Annotated in this window: 24 protein-coding genes; 14 read left to right on the top strand and 10 right to left on the bottom strand. The window is 58.7% G+C overall.

Annotation, left to right across the window (positions count from 1 at the left end; all coding sequences use genetic code 11):
* The first annotated feature begins 23 nt into the window (after nucleotides 1–23).
* The 5 genes from ACR0M2_RS14540 (at nucleotide 24) to lpdA (ending at nucleotide 6,769) form a co-directional block, all read left to right on the top strand.
* Nucleotides 24–566 (top strand): DUF805 domain-containing protein, encoded by a 543-nt coding sequence (locus tag ACR0M2_RS14540; RefSeq protein WP_170551639.1) that lies wholly within the window; start codon nucleotides 24–26, stop codon nucleotides 564–566.
* The gene (locus ACR0M2_RS14535; RefSeq protein ID WP_170350633.1) at nucleotides 563–3,520 is read left to right on the top strand and encodes a 2-oxoglutarate dehydrogenase E1 component; all 2,958 of its coding nucleotides are present in this window, start codon (nucleotides 563–565) and stop codon (nucleotides 3,518–3,520) included. The genes ACR0M2_RS14540 and ACR0M2_RS14535 overlap by 4 nt, the downstream gene beginning before the upstream one ends.
* A 3-nt stretch (nucleotides 3,521–3,523) precedes the next feature.
* Nucleotides 3,524–5,035, top strand: a complete 1,512-nt coding sequence (odhB, locus tag ACR0M2_RS14530; RefSeq protein WP_480705694.1) for a 2-oxoglutarate dehydrogenase complex dihydrolipoyllysine-residue succinyltransferase — start codon at nucleotides 3,524–3,526, stop codon at nucleotides 5,033–5,035.
* A gap of 2 nt (nucleotides 5,036–5,037) precedes the next feature.
* On the top strand, nucleotides 5,038–5,307 hold the full coding sequence (locus tag ACR0M2_RS14525) for a hypothetical protein (protein ID WP_170361376.1): 270 nt from the start codon (nucleotides 5,038–5,040) through the stop codon (nucleotides 5,305–5,307).
* A gap of 73 nt (nucleotides 5,308–5,380) precedes the next feature.
* A complete protein-coding gene (lpdA, locus tag ACR0M2_RS14520) occupies nucleotides 5,381–6,769 on the top strand; it encodes a dihydrolipoyl dehydrogenase (RefSeq protein WP_170551644.1) in 1,389 nt (462 codons plus the stop codon).
* Nucleotides 6,770–6,918: 149 nt separating this feature from the next.
* Here lpdA and ACR0M2_RS14515 read toward each other — a convergent pair whose 3' ends face one another.
* The 4 genes from ACR0M2_RS14515 to ACR0M2_RS14500 are packed head-to-tail and all read right to left on the bottom strand — an operon-like array spanning nucleotide 6,919 to nucleotide 9,827.
* Nucleotides 6,919–7,527 (bottom strand): pyridoxamine 5'-phosphate oxidase family protein, encoded by a 609-nt coding sequence (locus ACR0M2_RS14515; RefSeq protein ID WP_480705692.1) that lies wholly within the window; start codon nucleotides 7,525–7,527, stop codon nucleotides 6,919–6,921.
* On the bottom strand, nucleotides 7,514–8,254 hold the full coding sequence (locus ACR0M2_RS14510) for a lysophospholipid acyltransferase family protein (RefSeq protein WP_170350640.1): 741 nt from the start codon (nucleotides 8,252–8,254) through the stop codon (nucleotides 7,514–7,516). Before ACR0M2_RS14510 ends, ACR0M2_RS14515 begins: the two co-directional genes overlap by 14 nt.
* The gene (locus tag ACR0M2_RS14505; protein ID WP_170361370.1) at nucleotides 8,254–9,153 is read right to left on the bottom strand and encodes a cell division protein FtsX; all 900 of its coding nucleotides are present in this window, start codon (nucleotides 9,151–9,153) and stop codon (nucleotides 8,254–8,256) included. The genes ACR0M2_RS14510 and ACR0M2_RS14505 overlap by 1 nt, the downstream gene beginning before the upstream one ends.
* Nucleotides 9,150–9,827: a cell division ATP-binding protein FtsE gene (locus ACR0M2_RS14500; protein ID WP_480644619.1), complete on the bottom strand. Its 678-nt coding sequence runs from the start codon at nucleotides 9,825–9,827 to the stop codon at nucleotides 9,150–9,152. Before ACR0M2_RS14500 ends, ACR0M2_RS14505 begins: the two co-directional genes overlap by 4 nt.
* A 183-nt stretch (nucleotides 9,828–10,010) precedes the next feature.
* On the opposite strand from ACR0M2_RS14500, the gene ACR0M2_RS14495 reads away from it, so the two are divergent.
* Nucleotides 10,011–10,811: a zinc-ribbon domain-containing protein gene (locus tag ACR0M2_RS14495; protein ID WP_480705690.1), complete on the top strand. Its 801-nt coding sequence runs from the start codon at nucleotides 10,011–10,013 to the stop codon at nucleotides 10,809–10,811.
* 18 nt (nucleotides 10,812–10,829) lie between these two features.
* Here ACR0M2_RS14495 and ACR0M2_RS14490 read toward each other — a convergent pair whose 3' ends face one another.
* From ACR0M2_RS14490 to argH, 5 genes are all read right to left on the bottom strand, one after another.
* Nucleotides 10,830–13,367 (bottom strand): TIGR02302 family protein, encoded by a 2,538-nt coding sequence (locus ACR0M2_RS14490; RefSeq protein ID WP_480705688.1) that lies wholly within the window; start codon nucleotides 13,365–13,367, stop codon nucleotides 10,830–10,832.
* Nucleotides 13,368–13,403: 36 nt separating this feature from the next.
* Nucleotides 13,404–14,669 (bottom strand): diaminopimelate decarboxylase, encoded by a 1,266-nt coding sequence (lysA, locus tag ACR0M2_RS14485; protein ID WP_170350644.1) that lies wholly within the window; start codon nucleotides 14,667–14,669, stop codon nucleotides 13,404–13,406.
* Between the two features lie 65 nt (nucleotides 14,670–14,734).
* On the bottom strand, nucleotides 14,735–14,884 hold the full coding sequence (locus tag ACR0M2_RS14480; protein WP_170350645.1) for a hypothetical protein: 150 nt from the start codon (nucleotides 14,882–14,884) through the stop codon (nucleotides 14,735–14,737).
* Between the two features lie 91 nt (nucleotides 14,885–14,975).
* Nucleotides 14,976–15,161 carry an argininosuccinate lyase gene (locus ACR0M2_RS14475; protein WP_367647942.1) on the bottom strand — a complete coding sequence of 62 codons (186 nt, stop codon included), beginning with the start codon at nucleotides 15,159–15,161 and terminating at the stop codon, nucleotides 14,976–14,978.
* Nucleotides 15,158–16,546, bottom strand: a complete 1,389-nt coding sequence (gene argH, locus ACR0M2_RS14470; RefSeq protein WP_170551657.1) for an argininosuccinate lyase — start codon at nucleotides 16,544–16,546, stop codon at nucleotides 15,158–15,160. The genes ACR0M2_RS14475 and argH overlap by 4 nt, the downstream gene beginning before the upstream one ends.
* 21 nt (nucleotides 16,547–16,567) lie before the next feature.
* Here argH and ACR0M2_RS14465 point away from each other — a divergent pair, with 21 nt between their 5' ends.
* The gene (locus ACR0M2_RS14465) at nucleotides 16,568–17,134 is read left to right on the top strand and encodes a TlpA disulfide reductase family protein (RefSeq protein WP_480705686.1); all 567 of its coding nucleotides are present in this window, start codon (nucleotides 16,568–16,570) and stop codon (nucleotides 17,132–17,134) included.
* A 25-nt stretch (nucleotides 17,135–17,159) separates the two neighbouring features.
* Here ACR0M2_RS14465 and ACR0M2_RS14460 read toward each other — a convergent pair whose 3' ends face one another.
* Nucleotides 17,160–17,459, bottom strand: a complete 300-nt coding sequence (locus tag ACR0M2_RS14460; protein WP_480705684.1) for a hypothetical protein — start codon at nucleotides 17,457–17,459, stop codon at nucleotides 17,160–17,162.
* Nucleotides 17,460–17,648: 189 nt separating this feature from the next.
* Between ACR0M2_RS14460 and ACR0M2_RS14455 the strand changes: the two genes are divergently transcribed.
* The 7 genes from ACR0M2_RS14455 (at nucleotide 17,649) to phbB (ending at nucleotide 22,870) form a co-directional block, all read left to right on the top strand.
* Nucleotides 17,649–17,978, top strand: a complete 330-nt coding sequence (locus tag ACR0M2_RS14455) for a hypothetical protein (RefSeq protein WP_170350651.1) — start codon at nucleotides 17,649–17,651, stop codon at nucleotides 17,976–17,978.
* A gap of 60 nt (nucleotides 17,979–18,038) precedes the next feature.
* A complete protein-coding gene (locus ACR0M2_RS14450; RefSeq protein WP_170350652.1) occupies nucleotides 18,039–18,425 on the top strand; it encodes a hypothetical protein in 387 nt (128 codons plus the stop codon).
* Nucleotides 18,422–19,393, top strand: coding sequence for a sterol desaturase family protein (locus ACR0M2_RS14445; RefSeq protein ID WP_170397138.1), 972 nt, complete (start codon nucleotides 18,422–18,424; stop codon nucleotides 19,391–19,393). The genes ACR0M2_RS14450 and ACR0M2_RS14445 overlap by 4 nt, the downstream gene beginning before the upstream one ends.
* 93 nt (nucleotides 19,394–19,486) lie before the next feature.
* Nucleotides 19,487–19,675, top strand: a complete 189-nt coding sequence (locus tag ACR0M2_RS14440; protein WP_170350656.1) for a hypothetical protein — start codon at nucleotides 19,487–19,489, stop codon at nucleotides 19,673–19,675.
* A gap of 92 nt (nucleotides 19,676–19,767) precedes the next feature.
* Complete coding sequence (locus ACR0M2_RS14435) at nucleotides 19,768–20,601, top strand: EAL domain-containing protein (protein ID WP_480705682.1); 834 nt, start codon at nucleotides 19,768–19,770, stop codon at nucleotides 20,599–20,601.
* 183 nt (nucleotides 20,602–20,784) lie between these two features.
* A complete protein-coding gene (locus tag ACR0M2_RS14430; RefSeq protein WP_170350658.1) occupies nucleotides 20,785–21,960 on the top strand; it encodes an acetyl-CoA C-acetyltransferase in 1,176 nt (391 codons plus the stop codon).
* A gap of 187 nt (nucleotides 21,961–22,147) precedes the next feature.
* Complete coding sequence (phbB, locus tag ACR0M2_RS14425) at nucleotides 22,148–22,870, top strand: acetoacetyl-CoA reductase (RefSeq protein WP_170350661.1); 723 nt, start codon at nucleotides 22,148–22,150, stop codon at nucleotides 22,868–22,870.
* Nucleotides 22,871–22,952: the final 82 nt, after the last annotated feature.

Here is a 22,952-nt window from a genome sequence, read left to right as displayed (position 1 = left end):
TTGAGGACCTCGGAATAGTTTATATGACCTTCTCCGACGCCATACGCACTTGCTTTACCAAGTTCTTAACCTTTTCAGGTCGTGCCTCGCGGTCTGAATATTGGTTCTTTTTCCTGTTCATCGTGATCTGGAGTATCATCGCCGGGATCATTGATGCACAGTTCTTCACTCAGGTTGCTGTGACTGAAACTGAAACATCCAAATCCGTCACCGCCACGTCTTCGGCACCGGTGCAAAGCATCGTTAGCCTGATCGTGTTCATCCCCCATCTGGCGGTCGCTTGGCGGCGGATGCATGATACAGGGCGCAACGGGCTTTATGCTCTACTGCCAATCCTGCTGATCCTCGGGGCCTTCGGAGTCCTGATCTTTGGCATCGGCCTCGCTTCTCATTTCCCGCATGGCGGAAATCTGGACATCCTGTTCACTCGCGCCACTTTGCTGGTCGTCCTTCCGACACTTTTCGTTCTGTTTGTGTCGCCCCTCCTGGTTTTGTGGTGGCTGACCCGCCCGTCTCAACCAGGCACCAACCAATACGGTCCCAACCCATATGAGGTAGCCCAATGACCGAACATACGCCCAATTCCGCGTTTCACGCCTCAAGCTTTATGCAGGGGCACAATGCCGAGTATCTGGAACAGCTTTATGCCCAGTACACCAAGAATCCCGGCGCGGTGGATGCCGCCTGGGCCGAGTTCTTCAAGGCCATGGGTGACGCCACGCCGGACGTGCAGCGTGAGGCCGAGGGGCCGTCATGGGCGCGCACCGACTGGCCGCCGATGCCAGCCGATGACCTAACCGGCGCGCTAACCGGCGAATGGGCCGAGATCGACGCCAAGGCAGCTGGCCAAAAGATCAAGGAAAAGGCTGCGGACAAGGGCGTTGCCGTCAGCGACGATCAGATCAAGCGCGCGGTGCTCGACAGCCTGCGGGCGCTGATGCTGATCCGGGCCTACCGTATCCGGGGCCATCTGGCCGCCAATCTGGACCCGCTGGGCATGCGCACGGCCAGTACACACCCCGAGCTGGACCCCAAAACCTATGGCTTCACCGAGGCCGACATGGACCGTCCGATCTTTATCGACAACGTGCTTGGCCTGCAGATGGCAAGCATGCGCCAGATCGTTGAGATCGTGAAACGCACCTATTGCGGCACCTTCGCGCTGCAATACATGCATATCTCTGATCCCGAACAGGCCGCTTGGCTGAAGGAACGGATCGAAGGCTATGGCAAGGAAATCGCCTTCACCAAGGAGGGTCGCAAGGCGATCCTGAACAAGATGGTCGAGGCCGAAGGTTTCGAGAAATTCTTGCACGTCAAATACATGGGCACCAAGCGCTTCGGTCTGGACGGCGGCGAGGCCCTGATCCCGGCGATGGAGCAGATCATCAAACGCGGTGGCGCCCTGGGCGTTCGGGACATCGTGATCGGCATGCCGCACCGGGGCCGCCTGAACATTCTGGCCAACGTGATGCGCAAGCCCTATCGCGCGATCTTCAACGAATTCCAGGGGGGCAGCTTCAAGCCCGAAGACGTGGATGGTTCGGGCGACGTGAAATATCACCTCGGCGCCTCCAGCGACCGTGAGTTTGATGGCAACTCGGTCCACCTGTCACTGACCGCGAACCCATCGCACCTTGAGGCGGTGAACCCGGTGGTGCTGGGCAAGGTCCGCGCCAAGCAAGACCAGTTGAAAGACGATGACCGCACGACAGTGATGGGCATCCTGCTGCATGGCGACGCGGCATTTGCCGGTCAGGGTGTTGTGGCCGAAGGCTTTGGCTTGTCGGGTCTGCGCGGGCACAAGACCGGCGGCACCATGCACATCGTGGTCAATAACCAAATCGGTTTCACCACCGCTCCGCACTTCTCACGCTCCAGCCCATATCCCACGGATATCGCGCTGATGGTCGAAGCACCAATCTTCCACGTGAACGGTGACGACCCCGAGGCCGTCGTGCACGCCGCCAAGGTCGCAACCGAGTTCCGCCAGAAGTTCCACAAAGACGTCGTGATCGACATCTTCTGCTATCGCCGGTTTGGTCACAACGAGGGCGACGAGCCCATGTTCACTAATCCGATCATGTACAAGAAGATCAAGACCCATAAGACCACGCTGTCTCTGTATACCGAGCGCTTGGTCAAGGACGGCCTGATCCCCGAGGGTGAGATCGAGGATATGAAAGCCGCCTTTCAGGCCCATCTGAACGATGAGTTCGACGCGGGCAAAGACTATAAACCGAACAAGGCAGACTGGCTGGACGGGCGCTGGTCGCATCTGGACAAGAACAAAGAAGAATATGTCCGCGGCGAAACCGCGATCACGCCGGACACTCTGGTCGAGATCGGCAAGGCCCTGACGCATGCACCCGCCGACGTTGCCCTGCACAAGACCGTCGGGCGGTTGCTGGATCACAAGAAGAACATGTTCGACAGCGGCAAGGGCTTTGACTGGGCCACGGGCGAGGCGCTGGCCTTTGGCTCGTTGCTGACCGAAGGGTTCCCGGTGCGCCTGTCCGGTCAGGACGCGACACGCGGCACCTTTAGTCAACGTCACTCGGGCTTTGTGCATCAGGAAAGCGAAGAGCGGTATTACCCGCTGAACAACATCCGTGCAGGCCAGTCGAAATACGAAGTGATCGACTCGATGCTCAGCGAATACGCTGTACTGGGTTTCGAATACGGGTTTTCATTGGCCGAACCGAACGCACTAACCCTGTGGGAAGCGCAGTTCGGAGACTTTGCCAACGGTGCGCAGATCATGTTCGATCAGTTCATCAGCTCGGGCGAAAGCAAATGGCTGCGCATGTCCGGTCTGGTCTGCCTGCTGCCGCACGGGTTTGAAGGGCAAGGGCCCGAACACTCATCCGCACGGCTTGAGCGGTTCCTGCAGATGTGCGGCCAGGATAACTGGATCGTGGCGAATTGTACGACGCCTGCGAACTACTTCCACATCCTGCGCCGTCAGCTGCACCGCACCTTCCGCAAACCGCTGATCCTGGTGACGCCTAAATCGCTGCTGCGCCACAAGCTGGCGGTCAGCACTGCCGACGAATTCACCACAGGCTCAAGCTTCCACCGGGTGCTGTGGGATGATGCACAACACGGCAATTCGGACACCAAGCTGGTCAAGGATGACAAGATCAAGCGGGTCGTGATGTGTTCCGGCAAGGTCTACTATGACCTGCTGGAAGAACGCGACGCCCGCGGGATCGACGACGTCTATCTGATGCGGATCGAGCAGTTCTACCCCTTCCCCGCCCACTCGCTGATCAATGAGCTTGAGCGTTTCAAAGGGGCCGAGATGGTCTGGTGTCAGGAAGAACCCAAGAACCAGGGCGCCTGGACCTTTATCGAACCCAATATCGAATGGGTGTTGACCCGCATCGGCGCCAAACACACAAGGCCGATTTATGTCGGCCGCGCAACCTCGGCTTCGCCCGCGACGGGTCTGGCCAGCCAACACAAAGCTCAACAAGAGGCGCTTGTGAACGAAGCGCTGAGCCTCGAAGGAAAGTAAACGATGACCATTGAAGTTCGTGTACCTACGCTAGGCGAATCCGTCACCGAAGCTACGGTTGCCACCTGGTTCAAGAAACCTGGTGACGCTGTGGCCGTGGATGAGATGCTCTGTGAGCTTGAAACCGACAAGGTAACGGTCGAGGTTCCAGCCCCCGCTGCCGGTGTGATGGGCGAAATCGTCGCTGCCGAAGGTGAAACCGTAGGCGTTGACGCATTGCTGGCCACCATCACCGCAGGCGAAGGTGCTGCGCCGGCACCCGCCGCTGCCCCGGCCCCTGCTGCCGCGCCTGCAGCGGCCGCTGGTGGTGGCAGCGTCGATGTGATGGTGCCCACTTTGGGTGAGTCCGTGACCGAGGCTACCGTTTCGACCTGGTTCAAACAGGTTGGCGATGCCGTGGCGCAAGACGAAATGCTGTGCGAATTGGAAACCGATAAGGTCTCGGTTGAGGTTCCGGCACCGGCTGCTGGTGTTCTGGCGGAAATCGTAGCGCCCGAAGGCACCACCGTGGACGCCTCGGCCAAGCTGGCCGTGATCTCGGGCGCTGGAGCTGGTGCCGCCCCGGCTGCAGTTCCTTCCGCCGCAACAGCGCCTGCAGCAGCCACCGCTGGTAAAGACGTGGCCAATGCACCCTCGGCTGAGAAAGCAATGGCCGAGGCTGGTCTGTCTGCCGATCGGGTCACTGGCACTGGCCGCGATGGCCGCATCATGAAAGAGGACGTGGCCCGCGCCGCAGCTGCCCCCGCAGCCCCTGCTCCGGCCCCAGCGCCTGCGCCTGCACCTGCACCGCGCGCACCGGTCGCAGCAGGTGATGCCGCGCGCGAGGAACGGGTCAAGATGACCCGCCTGCGCCAGACCATCGCCAAGCGTCTGAAAGACAGTCAGAACACCGCCGCCATGCTGACCACTTATAACGAGGTGGACATGACCGAGGTGATGGCCCTGCGTAACCAGTACAAAGACCAGTTCGAAAAGAAGCACGGCGTGCGTCTGGGCTTTATGTCTTTCTTCACCAAGGCCTGCTGCCACGCGCTGAAAGAAGTGCCCGAGGTGAATGCGGAAATCGACGGCACCGACATCGTTTACAAGAACTTTGTCCATATGGGCGTTGCCGCCGGAACACCGACCGGTCTTGTGGTTCCGGTTATCCGCGACGCGGATTCGATGTCCTTTGCCCAGATCGAAAAAGCCATCGCCGAAAAAGGCAAGCGCGCCCGTGATGGCAAGCTGTCAATGGAGGAGATGCAGGGCGGCACCTTCACCATCTCGAATGGCGGTGTCTATGGCTCGCTGATGTCCTCGCCAATCCTGAACCCGCCGCAATCGGGTATCCTGGGCATGCACAAGATTCAGGACCGTCCGATGGCGATCAACGGTCAGGTTGTGATCCGTCCGATGATGTACCTTGCTCTGTCCTATGACCACCGGATCGTTGACGGCAAAGGCGCCGTGACCTTCCTTGTTCGTGTAAAAGAGGCGCTGGAAGACCCGCGCCGCCTGCTGATGGATCTGTAATTATGGCAACGCATGTATTGTGGCAGGCCGATGTGGCCGATTTCGATGCCTGGCTGAAAGTGTTTCGTGAGGATACGCCAATGCGCAAGGCTGCGGGTATCCGCGACCTGCACGTCTGGCGTGACCCGGATCAGGCCGACCATGCCATTGCCATGTTCGAGGTTACGAACCTGGACAAGGCCCGCGCCTTTTTCGGATCTGAGGAATTGGCGATGCACCACGAGCGGGGCGGCATTGCACATATCACGATCAAGCTGCTGGAACCGGTTTGAAGAAAGCACAGCAGGATCCGGCTACGCTGGATCATGCAGCCACCGGCCCATCCGGTCGACTTAGGAGAGTATAATGGCAAACTATGACGTCATCGTAATCGGCGCCGGCCCAGGCGGCTATGTCTGCGCCATCCGCTGCGCCCAGCTGGGCCTGAAAACCGCCGTTGTCGAAGGGCGTGAAACCCTGGGAGGCACCTGTCTGAACGTGGGTTGTATCCCGTCCAAGGCGCTGCTGCACGCTTCACATCAATTGCATGAGGCCGAGCATAACTTTGCCAAAATGGGCCTCAAGGGCAAAAGCCCCTCGGTCGACTGGAAACAGATGCAGGCCTACAAGGAAGAAACCATCGAGGGCAACACCAAAGGCATCGAGTTCCTGTTCAAAAAGAACAAGATCGACTGGCTGAAAGGTTGGGGCTCGATCCCTGCTGCTGGTCAGGTCAAGGTGGGGGATGAGGTTCACTCGGCCAAGAACATTATCATCGCCTCCGGGTCTGAACCGTCCTCGCTGCCTGGTGTAGACGTTGACGAAAAGGTTGTCGTGACCTCGACTGGTGCGCTGTCACTTGGCAAGATTCCCAAGAAGATGGTCGTGATTGGTGCCGGTGTGATCGGGTTGGAACTTGGCTCGGTTTATCAGCGATTAGGGGCCGAAGTGACGGTGATTGAGTTCCTCAAGGAAATCACACCGGGCATGGACCCCGAGGTTCAGAAGACTTTCCAGCGCATTCTCAAGAAACAGGGCTTAAAGTTTGTGATGGGCGCAGCGGTGCAAAAGACCGAAGCGACCAAAACCAAGGCCAAGGTCACCTATAAACTTCTGAAAGACGACAGCGAGCATGTGATCGACGCGGATACCGTGTTGGTCGCCACCGGGCGCAAGCCGTTCTCTGACGGGTTGGGACTGGAGGCTCTGGGGGTCGAAATGACACCGCGCGGTCAGATCAAAGTTGGCAGCGACTGGCAGACAAACGTACCGGGAGTCTACGCCATCGGCGACGTGACCGAAGGCCCGATGCTGGCCCACAAGGCCGAGGATGAGGGCATGGCCGCTGCTGAACAGGTCGCGGGCAAGCATGGCCACGTGAACTATGGCGTCATTCCCGGCGTGATCTACACCTGGCCCGAAGTGGCCAATGTGGGTGAAACCGAAGAGACGCTGAAAGCACAGGGCCGCAACTACAAAGTCGGCAAGTTCATGTTCATGGGCAACGGGCGCGCCAAGGCGAACTTTGCCGCCGATGGCTTTGTGAAGATCCTGGCCGACAAGGACACGGACCGCATTCTGGGCTGCCACATTATCGGCCCGGCAGCAGGTGATCTGATCCACGAGGTCTGCGTGGCGATGGAATTCGGTGCATCGGCCGAGGATCTGGCCCTGACCTGCCACGCCCACCCGACCTATTCGGAAGCGGTGCGCGAAGCAGCGCTGGCTTGTGGCGACGGTCCGATCCACTCGTAAGACAGCACTGACTCAACTGGAGTTAGCGAGGCTCTGCCTCGCGCTCCGAGATATTTTTTGGCCAGATGAAAAGGCGGATCCCTCGTTCATCTGGCCATTAAATACCTCGGGGGAGTTGCGGCTTGCCGCAGCGGGGGCAGAGCCCCCATTTACCACATCGTTTTTGCAGCGCGTGCGCCCCATTCTGAATCGTAGCGTTCACCGCCCTCTTCACCTTGGCTTGCCTCGGCCAGAATCTCACCAATGCTGGGCAGCTCGGCGGAATTGTCGCCCGAGGCCCAAATTTCAGCGCGCATCAAGGCACGGGCGCATTGTGTGTAGATCTCGGCGATTTCGATAACGATGACCGTAGCTGGCTGTTTGCCGTGTTTCTCAAACCGGGCGCGCAGGTCTGCGTCCGCAGTCAGTCGGGCCGTTCCATTCACACGCACCACGTTGTTGGAACCCGATACCATAAACATCAAGGCCACACGCGGATCACCCACAATATTGCGCAGGGAATCCAATCGATTATTGCCGCGCCAGTCCGGAAGGGCCAGCGTATTTGGATTAAGCTCTAACACCGCCGGGCCATCATCTCCGCGGGGGCTGCCATCCACACCTTCGGGACCCACGGTACTGAGGATACAAAGCCGCGAGGTCATGATCCATTTGCGATAAAGTGGCGTCAGGCTGTGTACCACTTTTCGAAAAGAGGCCGCGCCGGGCGGTCTGTTGTAGATCGCTTCGAGCGATTCGATGTCCTTAATGAACTCCATCCGGATCAAACCCCACTTCTTTCATCAACGCATTGGATCGCGTCTCAATCACGTCTTCCAATCGACCAAGAAACGAATTGCGCGCAACCCCCGGCTCGATCGGATCAAGAAAGTCCACTATCGCCAAACCCGGTTTGCGCAGAACACCTGTGCGCGGCCAGAAAACTCCGGCATTTGTCGCCACCGGGACACAGGGAAATCCCAACCCCTCATACAGAACCGCTGTGCCCACTTTGTAAGGTTTCTGCACCCCTGGCGCAACGCGTGTGCCCTGCGGGTAGATCACCAATTGACCGGGCTCGGTGAATTCTTTGGCGACGTCTTTGACCATCTTGGCCACGGCCGCGCCCTTTTTACCGCGATCGACTGGGATACAGCCGAGACGCCGCGCATACATGCCAATGACAGGGGTCCACAGCAGCTCTTTCTTCATTATGAATTTGCCGTGGGGGATGGCGTCGAAAATTATGATGATGTCGAGAAAGGACTGGTGCTTGGCGCCAATCACCACCTCGTCCACCGGCACTGTGCCGCGTACTTCGGATCGAATGCCAACCATCCAACGCGCCAGCCACAGGGTTGTGCGGGCATAGGTCTTACACGCCCGCAACGCACCACGCTTGTTGAACAGGGCAAAGGGGGCAAACACGATGCCCAGGATCAGCATCCAGACATAGATCACGATCATGAAGATCAAAGAGCGCACCCATTGAAACGCTGTGGCCATCACGAAAGCTCCTTCAATTTGCGGCTGGCGGCGGTCCACGTGGCCAGGAAGGCAACAGTTGCGCCCAATACAGGGATCAGTGCAGGCAGCAACCAGCCTGCCCCCTGAAAGCCCAGACCGGTCAAAAACCCGCCCTCGTCCGAGGCTTCGGGCAGCAAAAGCACCCCGGTCATACCCAGCAATACCCCGACAACCGCGCCAAAGAATGCCCGGTAAGTAAAGCGCCGGACAAAGGCGCGGGCGATAAAGCGATCCCTGGCACCAACCAGACGCAGCACCTCGATGATCTGCGCGTTGGCCGCAAGCGAGGCATTAGCCGCAAGCGTAATCATGGCTGCGGTCGCGCCACCGATCAGCAGGATCGAGACCCAACCGAGCCGGCGCAGTGACATGGCCGCATCGACCAGAGGTTCGCGCCAGCGGGTGTGGTCGTCCAGCACAGCGCCCGGTACCTCGGCCCCCAACCGCAACCGCAGTCCGGTTGCATCCAGACCCGGATCGCCTTCGATGATCTCGATCAGTTGCGGAACGGGCAATGTGTCCAGCGGCAGGTCAGAACCAAACCATGGCGACAACAGCGCGGCCTGCTCCTCGGTCGTCAGCGCCCGGGCCGATGCGACGCCGGGGGTTTGGGCCAGCACGGTCAACGCAGCCTCGGTCTGGGCGGCCAGCTGGTCGGCGGGGGCATTGATCCGCAAGGTGGCCGCCCCGGCCAGTTCGGTTGCCCAACGGTCGGCCAATCGCCCGGACGCCAGCGATAGGGCCAGCGCAAACACGGTCAGAAAAGCCATCGCGCCCGATACGAACAAGGTCAGATGCGCGGTGTAACCGGTGGGGGGCACCACCCGATCGGCGCGCGCATCCCGTTTCAGCAAGTTTCGGATCATCCCCTTGCTCATAGGTCTGCCCCCGCAAGTTGGACCTGCCGTTGCGAAATACGCAGCACGCGTGCCTGCACCTGGCTTTTGGCAGCTCGGATCAAGCTCAGATCGTGGGTGGCGATCAGCACGGTTTTGCCCATCTTGTTCAGCTCGATCAATAGGCGCAGCAAGCGTTGCGACATCTCCCAGTCCACATTGCCAGTGGGCTCATCTGCCAGAACAACATCGGGCGACAGGATCACCGCCCGGGCCAGCGCGGCGCGCTGACGTTCACCACCCGACAGTTCGGGCGGAAGCGCGCCCAGCCGGGTGCCAAGACCCACCCAGTTCAGCAATTCAGTCAGATCATCCCGCAACGCAGATTCCGAACGCCCCGACACCATCAGCGGCAACGAGACATTTTCGACCACCGTCATATGATCCAGAAACCGGCAATCCTGATGCACAACGCCAACCCGGCGGCGCAGCAGGGCCATCTGGTCGCGATCCAGCTGGGCCACGTCCTGTTCAAACGCGCTTAGCCGTCCGGACGTGGGCAGCAATGCGCCGTAGCACAGTTTAAGCAAAGTGGTCTTGCCCGCGCCCGAAGGGCCGGTCAGAAAGTGGAACGAACCCGGCTGCAGTCGCAGGGACACGTTGCTCAGCAATTCACCTCCACCATAGGTGTAGCTGACATTTTCCAGCTCGATCACAGGGGCCCCCGTTCTAATTGCTGCTCTTCTTGCCCGAGCGTGGTTGTGGTTTCAATGCCTGCACCGGGGCGAATTGGTGACATTTATGCTGCCAAACCGAAAACACCCTTTGCGGTCAGGTCTTAACGGAATAACATCCCTAAAAAAACTATTATCAGGTCGAGGTCCCGACCAGGAGGCAGCATGCGTCTTACGTGTCCGAATTGCGGTGCCCAATATGAGGTGCCAGACGAAGTCATCCCGGAAGAGGGCCGCGACGTTCAGTGTTCAAATTGCGAGAACACCTGGTTCCAGGCCAAATACCCGGACCAACCCGCGCCCGCAGCGGTCACACCCATTTCAGAAGAGCCTGCAGCCGAGGAAGCCGCGACAGACCCGACCCCCACACCGGTGGATGAAGCGTTTGTCGCGGAACCGCAGGCCGAGCCTAGATCTGAACCTGCGACGGAATCCGAAACAACACCCGCACCAGAACCTGAAGCAGCCCCCGAGCCGGAAAAACCCGAAACAACCGGAAATATCGACCCCGCTGTTGCCGGCATCCTGCAAGAGGAAGCCGCCCGAGAGGCTGAGCTGCGTGCCCAGGAAGGCGGCAGCATAGAAACTCAGCCCGATTTGGCACTGGACACTCCTCCGGAGCCTGACCCCGAACACGCCATCAAGGAACTGACGGCCACGGAAACCGCAGAAGACGCGGGCCAGAAAGATGACCTGCCCGATGTCGAAGCGATCAATTCCAGCTTGCGCAGCGACGACATCATGGGCGCAGAAGACGAGCCCGCGCCGCGTAAATCTGGCGGATTTGTGCGCGGATTTGCATTGATCCTGATTGTTGGCATCATTCTGTTGCTGGTCTATGGCAACGCCCAAAAAATCAGCGAGGCTGTGCCGCAGGCCGAACCGATCCTGACCCCATATGTGTCGCTGGTGGATCAGGCACGTCTGTGGCTCGAAGCACAGACTTCGGGGACAGCACAGAACTGACCTGATTGAAAGACGGACCTAGAACCGCTCTAACAGCCGCTTGAGGTATTCCAACTCGATCTGAGGACGATCCGATTCACCGGTGCGGCGACGGATTTCGTCCAGCAATTCGCGGGCGCGACGATAGACATCCTCGCCCTGCAACAGGCTGTCATCGGTTGAGATCGAGCCATTCGAACCCGGGTTGCGGCCCAGCGGATCACGGCTGTTGGCCTGCATATCACCTTCTTGCGATCCCTGACCCGGTTGGTTCTGCTGGTTCTGGGCCAAGGCTTCACCCAGTGACCGCATACCTTCGCGCAGGGCTTCCATCGCCTCGGACTGGTTGTCGATTGCATCAGCCAGATCATCATTGCGCAGCGCGTTTTCGGCCTCGTCCATAGCCCGCCCTGCGCGGCCCAGCGCATCGCGCGCGGCATCGCCCTCGGGCGTGCCCGCACCGGGTAGATTCTGTTGCTGACGACCCAATTCATCGCGCAAAGCCTGTTGGCGATCAGCCAGCGATCCTTGCCCTTGCTGGCCGTCGCCCTGTTGATCTGCGCCGCGACCACCCTGACCTTCGTGGCTTTGTCCCCGACCCTGACCGCCATTGCGGCCTTCGTTGCCCTGGCTTTCACCAGCCTGCGCGCCGGGGTTGAACTGTTCCTGCAGATCGCGGAAAGCCTGATCGCTGAGGCCTTGCTGTTCGCGCAGGGTTTCGGCCAACCCTTCCATCGCCTGCTGGCCTTCGGATTGCTGGCCCTGCCCCTGGCCCTGAGTGACGCGCATGTTTTCCATCATCCGCTGGAACTCTTCCAGCGCCTGCTGAGCCTCAGCCATGCGGCCCTGTTCCATCAGTTCCTGAATACGGTCCATCATCCGCTGCAGATCGTCCTGCGTCATCTGCAGGGATTCGCCATTCTCGCCTTGTTGGTTTTCGTCAAACTCACCGTTTTCCTGTGCCAGACGCTGCAGTTGGCGCATGTAATCCTGCGTTGCCTCGCGCAGCTCTTGCATCAGCTCAGCGATTTCCTCATCGGTGGCGCCGTTCTTCATCGCCTCGGTCAGGCGTTCCTGTGCCCGGCGCATCCGTTCCAGCGCATCGGCCAGCGTTCCGTCTTCGATGATGATCGCCAGATCCCATAGGGCCTGGGCGATCTCTTCCTGTTGTTCCAGTGTCAGCCCGTAGTCATCGAACATTTCCAATCGCCGCAGGGTCACACGAAGACGCAGATACGCGGTGTCGGATCGAAAGAACCCTTCGGGCAGATGCGAGACCGCGCGCAAAATCTGAGACACCCGGGTCGCGTTATCCCTGGCCCACAGCAAATCACGCCGCTGTTCGATCACTGCAGCGGCCAGCGGATCAAAGAAACGTCGCGCAGGCAATGTGGTCTGATACGGATTAGAGTGGCCTTCCTGATCGGCCGCATCCCGTGCCGTCAATGTAATCTTGACCGGCAAATGCGCCCAAGGGTGCTGCGAGAAATCCTCGATCAGGTCTTCGGTAAAATCGATCCGGTCGCCGGTAATCGGCATCGGAAGTTCCACGGAGATCACTTCGCGCGGTTCGGGTACAGCGGCCAGACCATAGCTCCGGCTGACCTCAGCCAGATCCAGCACGATCACGGCTGATCCAGAGACCACGCCATAATCGTCCACAGCAGTGAACGGCAGTTTCATGCGTCCGCCAGCCTCGGTCTCGGCCTCGTCGGCGATCGCAATCTTCGGCGACGTATCAGCAATGATGTTTACGGCCCAGTTCCGCCCTGCCGGACCTTCAATCGTCAACTGGCCTGAACGGGTGGCAAGAAAATCCTGTTCCACGTCAGATGCGTCTTCGGCACCCAGGGGCGATGTCGTCTCGGTCAAGCTATGGTCGCCGACCTCGCCATAAAAACGCAGGGTGATGCGGCTGCCTTGTGGAACAGATAGTGTCGGGTCTGATTGATCCGCCAGGTAAAGCGTCGGCAAGCCGGTATAGCGTGGCGGCTCCACCCAGCCTTCCCAGCTGGGCCCCTGCCCAGCCGTGGCCGCGCCCGGCGTCATCTCGGCCACTGAACCAATGCGCCAGAACGATCCGAACAAAACCGCAATCACCAGCGCCAGCAAGGCAGAGTAACGCAACGCATAAGGATCGCGATCAGCCAGCCGCAAATCTGGTTTGACCGGCTCAGCCTGCGCCGCCCGTTGCGCCATACGCGTCTGGTGCGCCAGCCACAGCGCGACTGAATCGGCATCCATCGCCCCAATGGCCTGATCGTCCATAAGCGCCTGAATCGGACGCCCCGGCAGTGACGCATCCACCCGCATCAGCGCTTCGGCCCGTCTGGGTAAATGGAATCGCCTGATACCCCAGACCAGCGCCACCAGCAGGCCAATCACTGCGACAACACCCACTGCCCAGACCAACTCGACCCGGACGTGATCCTGCAACCCCAGCATCAACGCAGCCAGAATCGCCATGAAAATCGAGAAAAATGGCCAGAATGCACGCAAAACCTGCTCGGCCAGCATCCCTGCGTGCGTCAGCCACAGGGAAAGTCTTGGAATCGGCAGGTTATGTCTTGCGTTCAAGGCAGGCCTCCTGAGCGGGCCCGCGCGGTCATCGCGTCAAAGCCACTCAGGTATGGTATCGCGGTTTATGATTTCGTCAAAGCTTGGCCGTTCACGAATAACTGCAAATTGATCCCCATGTACCAGAACCTCAGGGATCAGGGGGCGCGTGTTATATTCGCTGGCCATCACCGCCCCATAGGCTCCGGCGCTGCGAAAGGCCACCAGATCACCCGGCGCCAGCGGTGGCATGTTGCGTTGTTTGGCGAAGGTATCACCGGTCTCACAGACCGGACCGACAATATCATAGGGCTGTTGTTCAACGCCCGGCGCCGGTTCCTGCACGGCAACGATATCGTGATGCGCCTCGTACATGGCGGGGCGGATCAGGTCGTTCATGGCCCCGTCGAGGATCAGAAAATCGCGCCCCTCACCGGATTTCACATAGATCACCTTGCTGATCATCAAACCGGCATTGCCCGCGATCAGACGACCAGGTTCGATCTCGATCTCGCAATCCAGATGGCCCAGCGTTTTCTTGATCAACGCACCGTATTCTACGGGCAGCGGTGGTGCGTCATTGGCACGGGTATAGGGAATGCCCAAACCTCCGCCCAGATCGAGACGGCGGATATTGTGACCTTCGGCACGCAGCTGCTCAGTCAACTCTGCGACTTTGGTATAGGCCAGCTCGAACGGCTCCAGCTCGGTCAGTTGCGAGCCGATATGGACGTCGATGCCAATCACCTCAAGCCCGGGCAGGGACGCGGCGTGGGCATAGACCTCTGACGCGCGGGCGATGGGAATACCGAACTTGTTCTCGGACTTTCCTGTAGCGATCTTGGCGTGGGTTTTGGCATCAACATCCGGGTTAACCCGCACAGTGATCGGCGCAACCACACCCAATTCCAGCGCTACAGCGTTAATCACTTCCATCTCGGGCTCGGATTCAACGTTGAACTGACGGATGCCCCCGGTCAGCGCGGTGCGGATCTCATCCACAGTTTTGCCAACGCCTGAGAAAACGATTTTATCGCCTGGCACACCCGCCGCCTTGGCGCGCAGGTATTCCCCGCCCGAGACCACATCCATCCCCGCGCCCGCCTGCGCCAGCGTTTTCAGAATCGCCTGATTGCTGGCGGCTTTCATCGCGTAGCAGACAAGATGCTCGGTCCCTTCCAGCGCGTCATCGAACAGCTGGAAATGGCGCAGTAAAGTCGCGGTGGAATAGACGTAAAACGGGGTCCCGACCGCGGCAGCGATTTCGGAGATTGGGACATCCTCGGCGTAAAGCGCGCCGTCGCGGTAGAGAAAGTGATCCATGACAGCGCGCTTAGACCAAAACCGCCCGGTGGATCAATGGATTCCGCACATCCGGCGGTATTCGGTCAGTTGGTGACAGAAACGCCAACCCGACCATAGCCCGAAATCGAAACACCAGAGCTGCCGGAATTCGCCTCGGGTTCGGGGCGGGAGTTGTGCGAAGGCTCGCAGGCCGCAAGTACGGCAATAGTCAGGATCAGGCCGAAAATCTTCATGATGTCATCTTAGCTCAGGAAATTCGGCACCAGGCCGATCATACGTGCGAACATGGGCGCCGCGTGGGCAAAATGCAATTACCTCAGAGGATTAAACCCCAAGAAAAACACCCAATCCACCGCGCCGAAAGCCAACACCACCACCAACATAAGTGCCGCTGCTTCCGACGCCTACATTGGCGCTCATCGTGGGTTGGATCGGCTCGCCATCTGCGCCACAGGCGACCAGGGCAAACCCAGCCGCAATCAGCAGGACAACACGGAGAATTTGCATCATACCAACGCCTTCCATCGCTTGATCTGGGCCCGCACCTGATCCGGTGCGGTGCCGCCATAAGACTGGCGCGAGTTTACCGAATTTTGGACGGTAAGGACAGAATAGACGTCATCGGTGATATCTGCGTGGACCGATTGCATGTCCTCCAGCGTCAGATCAGGCAAGTCGCAGCCTTTGCTTTCGGCCATGGCCACCAGCGATCCGGTCACATGGTGGGCGTCGCGGAACGGCAGGCCCAATACACGAACCAGCCAGTCAGCAAGGTCGGTAGCGGTCGAGAACCCCGAGCCCGCTGCCGCCGCAAGGCTTTCGCGGTTGGCAGTCATGTCCTTAACCATACCTTCCATCGCAGCCAGCGCCAGCATCCAATTGTCGGCGGCATCAAAGACCTGCTCCTTGTCTTCTTGCATGTCCTTGGAATAGGCCAGCGGCAGGCCTTTCATAACCATCATCAATGCGGTATTTGCACCGTAAATGCGGCCCACCTTGGCGCGGATTAACTCTGCAGCATCCGGGTTCTTCTTCTGCGGCATGATCGACGAACCAGTCGAAAACCGATCAGATAGGGTGACAAATCGGAACTGGGCCGAAGACCAGATCACCAGCTCTTCAGCAAAGCGCGACAGGTGCATGGCGCAGATCGAGGCGGTCGACAGGAACTCAAGCGCGAAATCGCGGTCGCTGACTGCGTCCAGCGAGTTGGCGGCAGGCCGGTCAAAGCCCAGCGCCTCGGCCGTCATCTGGCGGTCGATGGGAAAAGACGTCCCAGCCAAAGCCGCAGCCCCCAAGGGGGATTCGTTCATCCGGGCTCGCGCATCGCGGACGCGGCTCAGGTCACGGCCAAACATCTCGACATAGGCCATCATGTGGTGGCCCCACGTCACCGGCTGTGCGGTTTGCAGATGGGTAAAGCCTGGCATGACCCAATCGGCCCCGGCCTCGGCCTGCGCCAAAAGCGCGCGGATCAGGGCCAGCAGACCGCTCTCTGCAGCGTCCAGTTGATCACGCACCCACAGTTTGAAATCGGTCGCAACCTGGTCATTCCGGCTGCGGCCCGTGTGCAAACGACCTGCAGGCTCGCCAATAACCTCTTTCAGACGCGCTTCGACATTCATGTGGATGTCTTCCAGCGCGGTCGAGAACTGAAATTCCCCGTTCTGAATTTCTGACAAAACGGTGAGCAGCCCTTCCCGAATTGCCTGCGCATCACTATCAGTTATTACGCCTGTGGCAGCCAACATGGCGGCATGGGCGCGCGAGCCTGCGATGTCCTGGGCTGCCATCCGCTGATCGAACCCGATCGAGGCATTGATTGCCTCCATGATCGCGTCTGGACCGGCGGCAAAGCGGCCGCCCCACATCTGGTTCGAAGATTGATCGGTCATGTAAGAAAACCCGGAGTTGATATGCGCCTATTTCGTCTGATCCCCCTTTATATGGCCCTTGCGCTGGGTGCAAACGCCGCTTTGGCGACAGATGCCGAAACGCTTGGCCCGCTGCGTGATGGAACACTGAAACGCCTGATCCTGCACAAAGAACCCAAGCCCGCAAAAACAATCGAATTCCAGCTGGAAGATGAGGGCGGAGTTGGAACGCTTGAGGACTATGCCGGCAAGTATGTTCTGGTGAACTTCTGGGCCACGTGGTGTGCGCCTTGCCGCAAAGAGATGCCGCAGATTGCCGAGCTGCAAGAAGAGTTCGGCGGTGACAAGTTTGAGGTTCTGACCCTTGCCACCGGGCGCAACTCACCCGCCGGGATCAAGAAGTTCTTCGAGGAAAACGGCATCAATAACCTGCCGCGCCATCAGGACCCCGGTTCAGCCGCCGCGCGCGAGTTTGGCGTTGTTGCGTTGCCAATCACTGTTATTCTGAATCCTGAGGGTCAGGAAATTGCCCGGTTAATCGGCGATGCGGAATGGAATTCAGAAAGTGCCAAGGCGATTATCGCGACGCTTGTCGGCGCTGAAAGCTAAGTAAACACACACGAAAAAAGACGAATCATGCTATTCTCTCAGCTTTAATCGTTGGGGGAATAGCTATGAAATCAATTGCCATCCTGATCGCGGCGGTCAGTGTTCTTTGTATTGCCGCGACGACAGCAGACGCCAAAGACATTAAAAGCAACAACAATTCATGGACACAATCGTTGGCAAGAAGCTCGTAAGCGGTGGCTCTTGGCTTGTCGTCGCGGCAGACGGAACGATTCAGGGGGAAACCGCCAAAAAAGGCAAAATCAAAGGGGCTTGGGTCTGGAACAAAAGGTACTTTTGCCGAAATCTCTTTATCGGGACCAACCAACTTCCCGAAGATTGCCAGAAAGTTACAATCGACGGCAATCAGGTAACCTTCACACGCGATAAAGGAAAAGGTGAGGCTGTGCCTATGACCATTTCCAACTAGGCAGAAACACAGAATTCATCTGTGCTAGAATAGAACCGGTCCCTCGGGGCCGGTTTTTCTGTTGGTTACCAGTGAAAGGAGGCGACAATGAAACCAGTGGTTCTGTTGATCGGTCGCTTGCCGAATGTCATCGGCGACGTGGCGCGGCGTCTGGATCACATGCCTATCCAATGGCTGGGCGCGCATGATCAGGATGAGGTCCGGCGGCAACTGGATGCCGAACCCCGGATCGTCTGTGCGGTCATGGGCGCGGGCTTGGATGACAAGATCCGCGGCGAGATGGTCGGCATCATCGCAGCACGCAGGCCAGACATCTGCATACACCTGAAAGACAGGGCCTCGGGGCCTGATGGGCTGGTGCCCTTTGTCGAACGCGTGGTGCAGCACGAAGTCCTGGACACGTTCGAAGCTGGCTGACGCAACGCTACCTTTGACAGCGTCATTGCCGCTCTGCAATCTGTCGGGCGGGAGGAAAGAATGCCGCTTGAAATACTTCTGGTTCTGGTGGTCGGAGGCATCGTCGGCATCACCGTTCTGCTGCACCTGTCAGGGCGGTCACGCGTGCGCGAACTGACCCCCCAGACCGCGCGTTCGGAATGGCTGCGCCATGCGCCGGACGACGTAATAATTGATATAACAATCGCACATGACAAGCGGTCCGCCCTGATCCGTACCGAGACGGGAAACGGGCTGTTGTGGTCCTTTGGTGCCGATACGGTGGCGCGCCACCTTCTGGATTTCGACTGGATCGATCACCCCGAGGGTTTCGAAATTCAATTTCATGACTTCGGCACGCCCAAAGCCCTGATCCGCCTTGACGATTTCGAACGCCCCCACTGGCAAAACCTGATGGACCCCGCATGACCGACCAAGTGAGCTTTCCCGACGCCGTGCAATGGGCGGTGCCGTTCTTCATCGCCGCCATTCTGGCCGAGTTCCTGTGGATCGCTTTCAAAGGCAGGGGCGGACGGTATGAGACGCGCGATGCCGTCACCTCGCTGATCATGGGGGCGGGAAATATCGCCTCGGGGTTGCTGCTTGGGTTCATCGCATATGGCTTTTTCATGTGGCTGTGGCAGATCACGCCGCTGAACCTGGGCACCTCGATTCCGGTGATCATCCTGTGCTTTGTGCTGGATGATTTACGCTATTACTGGGTGCATCGGTTCGGTCACCGCATCCGCTGGGTCTGGGCCAGTCACGTGAACCACCACAGTTCTCAACACTACAATCTGACCACGGCGCTGCGGCAGACATGGACCTATACGTTTACCTTCATGATGGTGGTACGTGCGCCGCTGATCCTGCTGGGCTTCCACCCGGCGATGGTGCTGTTCTGCGGCGGTTTGAACCTGATCTATCAGTTCTGGATTCACACCGAGGCGATTGGGAAAATGCCCCGCTGGTTCGAGGCGGTGATGAACACCCCTAGCCACCACCGCGCCCATCATGGACGGAACGCGCGTTATCTGGATTGCAACTATGCCGGGGTTTTCATCATCTGGGACAAACTGTTTGGCACGTTTGTGCCCGAACAGAAGGACGACCGCGTCGATTACGGGCTGGTCCACAATATCGGCACGTTCAACCCGCTGCGCGTGGCCTTTCACGAATGGGTCAGTATCTGGCGCGACGCAACCCAGCCGGGGCTGACGTTGCGCGAACGTCTGGCCTATTGCTTTGCTCCACCGGGTTACAGCCATGATGGCAGCCGCGAAAGCTCGGAACAGATCAAAGCCCGGCATCTGGCGCGCCATCCCGAAGATCACGGAACGCCCGGTTTTGAACAACTTGAGGCCCAGACGCCCAATCCACAGGCAAAACAGGCTTAAATCCGCCTGTTCGACTCTCTGCTTTCTTGAAAACGGGATTTCACATTCCATATTCAGCGGATGTGACCCGTAGCCAGTAACCCGGAGGCCGCCATGACCCGTTTGATGACAGTATCGACCACACTTGGTTTGATCGGTCTGGCTTTGGCCATGTTGACGGCACTGACGGGTGGCCCCTCAACCATCGTTGCATTGGGCTTTGTCATGCTTGCACTGGGCTTCATGGGAGCCGTGGTCGGCGCCGCCGCTGTACTAGGACGGGTTTGGGAATCCGCGCGCTGACACCTGGCAAAATCGCTCCTCTTAACCGCAAATTCATACCTTTGCCTTGAAATAAGGCCCTGACCGGTGACGTTAAGGGGCTTGGCAAGGACATGCGGGACAGGAAACAGACAGATGCGCCCGAGGGTGCCGAAAGCCCGCTGAACGCAGCCGTCGCATCCCGTGACGAATCCTCGGTTCAGATGGCGACCGAAGCGGTAAAGCACAAACAATGCAAACTGGCCTTTCAGCCGGTCATGCAGGCGCATCAACCATTCGGTGTAGCGTTCTACGAAGGGTTCATTCGGGTGCTGGACGAAACCGGGCGGGTTATTCCTGCACGGGATTTCATGCCGCAATTGGAAAACACCCCGATCGGGCGGGATCTGGATTGTGTCGCATTGGAAATGGGGTTGAGGACACTGATCAATAACCCCGAAATCCGCCTGTCCATCAACATGTCCGCACGTTCGATCGGCTATGCGCGGTATTCTCGGGTGTTAGATCGGTTTCTCAAGAAAGACGCCAATTTGGGCGAACGGCTAATCCTGGAAATTTCGGAAAGTTCGGCCATGACTGTGCCCGAATTGGTGATCGATTTCATGGACCGGCTACAACCCCGCGGCGTTGCGTTTGCGCTGGACGATTTCGGTGCCAGCAATTTCAGTTTCCGCCACTTTCGCGAGTTTTTGTTTGATGCCGCCAAGATCGACGGTCAGTTCGTCCGCGGAATTTCCGAAAACCCGGACAATCAAGCGTTGGTCCGGGCACTGGTCGCTGTGGCCCGGGAATTTGAAATTCTAGTAACCGCCGAATCGGTCGAAACCAGGGGCGATGCCGAATTCCTTGTGGCCAATGGCGTGGACTGCTTGCAGGGGTTTTTGTTCGGCGCACCCACTGTGTCGGGCCCTTGGAAAGACAAAAAACTCAAGAAAACCGGTAGTTAAAGATTTAGAATCTATTTCCAATTTACCTGAGACAAGCTGACCGTTGCTGCAATTGCAGCGTTACGCTATTCCATGGGCAGTTGGAGCGGGGGATCATGAGGCGCTCTGGATCTTAGAGGCCGGACCTCTGCGATCTGCGTCATCACGGTTCCCACTGGACCTTGATGGTAAAGGATTGTCTATATGACTAACGTAGTAATCGCATCTGCAGCCCGTACCGGTGTCGGCAGTTTTGGCGGCTCGTTTGCAAACACACCCGCACATGATCTGGGCACTGCCGTACTCGAAGCAGTTGTAGAACGTGCCGGAGTTGACAAGGGTGAAGTCAGCGAAACCATCATGGGTCAGGTACTGACGGCTGCACAGGGCCAGAACCCGGCGCGTCAGGCCCATATCAATGCGGGTCTGCCGCAAGAAAGCGCGGCTTGGGGCATCAACCAAGTGTGTGGCTCGGGTCTGCGCGCGGTTGCGTTGGGCGCTCAACACATCCAGCTGGGCGATGCCGAAATCGTGGCCGCCGGCGGACAGGAAAACATGACCCTTTCGCCCCATGCCGCCGCGCTGCGCGCCGGTCACAAGATGGGCGACATGAAATATATCGACACGATGATCCGCGATGGCCTGTGGGATGCCTTCAACGGCTATCACATGGGGCAAACCGCTGAAAACGTTGCCGAAAAATGGCAGATCAGCCGTGACATGCAGGACGAATTCGCCGTTGCCTCGCAGAACAAGGCCGAAGCCGCGCAAAAGGCTGGTAAATTCGCCGACGAAATCACGCCCTTCACCATCAAGACCCGCAAGGGCGACATCGTTATGGACAAGGATGAATACATCCGCCACGGCGCAACCATGGAAGCCATGGGCAAGCTGCGCCCGGCCTTCACCAAGGATGGCTCGGTCACCGCAGCCAATGCCTCGGGCCTGAACGACGGTGCCGCCGCCACCCTGCTGATGTCAGCCGAAAACGCCGAAAAGCGCGGGATCGAGCCTCTGGCCCGCATCGCCTCTTACGCCACGGCAGGTCTGGACCCGGCGATCATGGGCGTTGGTCCGATCTATGCCTCGCGCAAAGCGCTGGAAAAAGCGGGCTGGTCGGTTGACGACCTGGATCTGGTTGAAGCCAACGAAGCCTTTGCTGCGCAGGCTTGTGCCGTGAACAAGGACATGGGTTGGGACCCATCCATCGTGAACGTCAACGGTGGCGCAATCGCCATCGGTCACCCGATCGGCGCATCGGGCTGCCGCGTTCTGAACACCCTGCTGTTCGAAATGAAGCGCCGCGACGCGAAAAAGGGTCTGGCGACCCTTTGCATCGGCGGCGGCATGGGTGTCGCCCTGTGTGTGGAGCGCGACTAAGTGCTTTGACAACTAAATGGAAAAGGGCGTCTACCGGGCGCCCTTTTTTGTTACATTCCGGCCCTATCCCTTAGATGCGACAATATCGCCGTACAGAAAGATCAAAACGAAGACGAAACGATATTGCGCAGCAAACTCTCTCAGAGTAACAGAATTACCAAGTCAGACTTAATTGGAGGATTCCTCAATGGCACGTACAGCACTCGTCACCGGCGGTTCCCGCGGCATCGGCGCATCAATTTCCAAGGCGCTCAAGGCCGAAGGCTACAATGTTGCAGCCACCTATGCCGGCAATGACGAAGCCGCCGCAAAATTCACCGAGGAAACCGGCATCGCCACCTACAAGTGGAACGTGGCCGACTATGACGAATCGAAAGCGGGCATCGAAAAGGTCGAAGCCGAAGTTGGCCCGATCGACATCGTGGTCGCCAATGCAGGCATCACCCGCGATGCCCCGTTCCACAAAATGACCCCTGAGCAGTGGCATCAGGTGATCGACACCAACCTGACCGGCGTTTTCAACACCGTCCACCCGGTATGGTCCGGCATGCGCGAGCGCAAGTTTGGCCGTGTGATCGTCATCAGCTCGATCAATGGTCAGAAAGGCCAGTTCGCGCAGGTGAACTATGCCGCGACCAAAGCGGGTGATCTGGGCATCGTCAAATCGCTGGCGCAGGAAGGTGCGCGTGCGGGCATCACAGCCAACGCGATCTGCCCTGGCTATATCGCAACCGAGATGGTGATGGCGGTTCCCGAGAAGGTTCGTGAATCCATCATCGGTCAAATCCCGGCTGGTCGACTGGGCGAGCCCGAGGAAATCGCGCGCTGCGTGGCGTTCCTGGCGTCGGACGATTCTCAGTTCATCAATGGCTCGACAATTTCGGCCAACGGTGCGCAGTTCTTCGTCTGATCTGCAGACCCACGAACAATTCAGGCCGGTCCTTTTGGATCGGCCTTTTTCGTTCTGAAACCGACAGTTAAAGAATTGCACC

The organism is Ruegeria sp. BE10 (assembly GCF_056538905.1).
The sequence above is the reverse complement of the archived record's forward strand: the minus strand, read 5'-3'. Positions and strand labels throughout refer to the sequence as shown.

Excerpts from the sequence above, each read along its gene's own strand:
- ACR0M2_RS14540 (WP_170551639.1), top strand. The coding sequence starts at position 24 with ATGACCTTCTCCGACGCCATACGCACTTGCTTTACCAAGTTCTTAACC.
- ACR0M2_RS14535 (WP_170350633.1), top strand. The coding sequence starts at position 563 with ATGACCGAACATACGCCCAATTCCGCGTTTCACGCCTCAAGCTTTATG.
- odhB (WP_480705694.1), top strand. The coding sequence starts at position 3,524 with ATGACCATTGAAGTTCGTGTACCTACGCTAGGCGAATCCGTCACCGAA.
- ACR0M2_RS14525 (WP_170361376.1), top strand. The coding sequence starts at position 5,038 with ATGGCAACGCATGTATTGTGGCAGGCCGATGTGGCCGATTTCGATGCC.
- lpdA (WP_170551644.1), top strand. The coding sequence starts at position 5,381 with ATGGCAAACTATGACGTCATCGTAATCGGCGCCGGCCCAGGCGGCTAT.
- ACR0M2_RS14515 (WP_480705692.1), bottom strand. The coding sequence starts at position 7,527 with ATGGAGTTCATTAAGGACATCGAATCGCTCGAAGCGATCTACAACAGA.
- ACR0M2_RS14510 (WP_170350640.1), bottom strand. The coding sequence starts at position 8,254 with ATGGCCACAGCGTTTCAATGGGTGCGCTCTTTGATCTTCATGATCGTG.
- ACR0M2_RS14505 (WP_170361370.1), bottom strand. The coding sequence starts at position 9,153 with ATGAGCAAGGGGATGATCCGAAACTTGCTGAAACGGGATGCGCGCGCC.
- ACR0M2_RS14495 (WP_480705690.1), top strand. The coding sequence starts at position 10,011 with ATGCGTCTTACGTGTCCGAATTGCGGTGCCCAATATGAGGTGCCAGAC.
- lysA (WP_170350644.1), bottom strand. The coding sequence starts at position 14,669 with ATGGATCACTTTCTCTACCGCGACGGCGCGCTTTACGCCGAGGATGTC.
- ACR0M2_RS14480 (WP_170350645.1), bottom strand. The coding sequence starts at position 14,884 with ATGAAGATTTTCGGCCTGATCCTGACTATTGCCGTACTTGCGGCCTGC.
- ACR0M2_RS14475 (WP_367647942.1), bottom strand. The coding sequence starts at position 15,161 with ATGATGCAAATTCTCCGTGTTGTCCTGCTGATTGCGGCTGGGTTTGCC.
- argH (WP_170551657.1), bottom strand. The coding sequence starts at position 16,546 with ATGACCGATCAATCTTCGAACCAGATGTGGGGCGGCCGCTTTGCCGCC.
- ACR0M2_RS14465 (WP_480705686.1), top strand. The coding sequence starts at position 16,568 with ATGCGCCTATTTCGTCTGATCCCCCTTTATATGGCCCTTGCGCTGGGT.
- ACR0M2_RS14455 (WP_170350651.1), top strand. The coding sequence starts at position 17,649 with ATGAAACCAGTGGTTCTGTTGATCGGTCGCTTGCCGAATGTCATCGGC.
- ACR0M2_RS14450 (WP_170350652.1), top strand. The coding sequence starts at position 18,039 with ATGCCGCTTGAAATACTTCTGGTTCTGGTGGTCGGAGGCATCGTCGGC.
- ACR0M2_RS14445 (WP_170397138.1), top strand. The coding sequence starts at position 18,422 with ATGACCGACCAAGTGAGCTTTCCCGACGCCGTGCAATGGGCGGTGCCG.
- ACR0M2_RS14440 (WP_170350656.1), top strand. The coding sequence starts at position 19,487 with ATGACCCGTTTGATGACAGTATCGACCACACTTGGTTTGATCGGTCTG.
- ACR0M2_RS14435 (WP_480705682.1), top strand. The coding sequence starts at position 19,768 with ATGCGGGACAGGAAACAGACAGATGCGCCCGAGGGTGCCGAAAGCCCG.
- ACR0M2_RS14430 (WP_170350658.1), top strand. The coding sequence starts at position 20,785 with ATGACTAACGTAGTAATCGCATCTGCAGCCCGTACCGGTGTCGGCAGT.
- phbB (WP_170350661.1), top strand. The coding sequence starts at position 22,148 with ATGGCACGTACAGCACTCGTCACCGGCGGTTCCCGCGGCATCGGCGCA.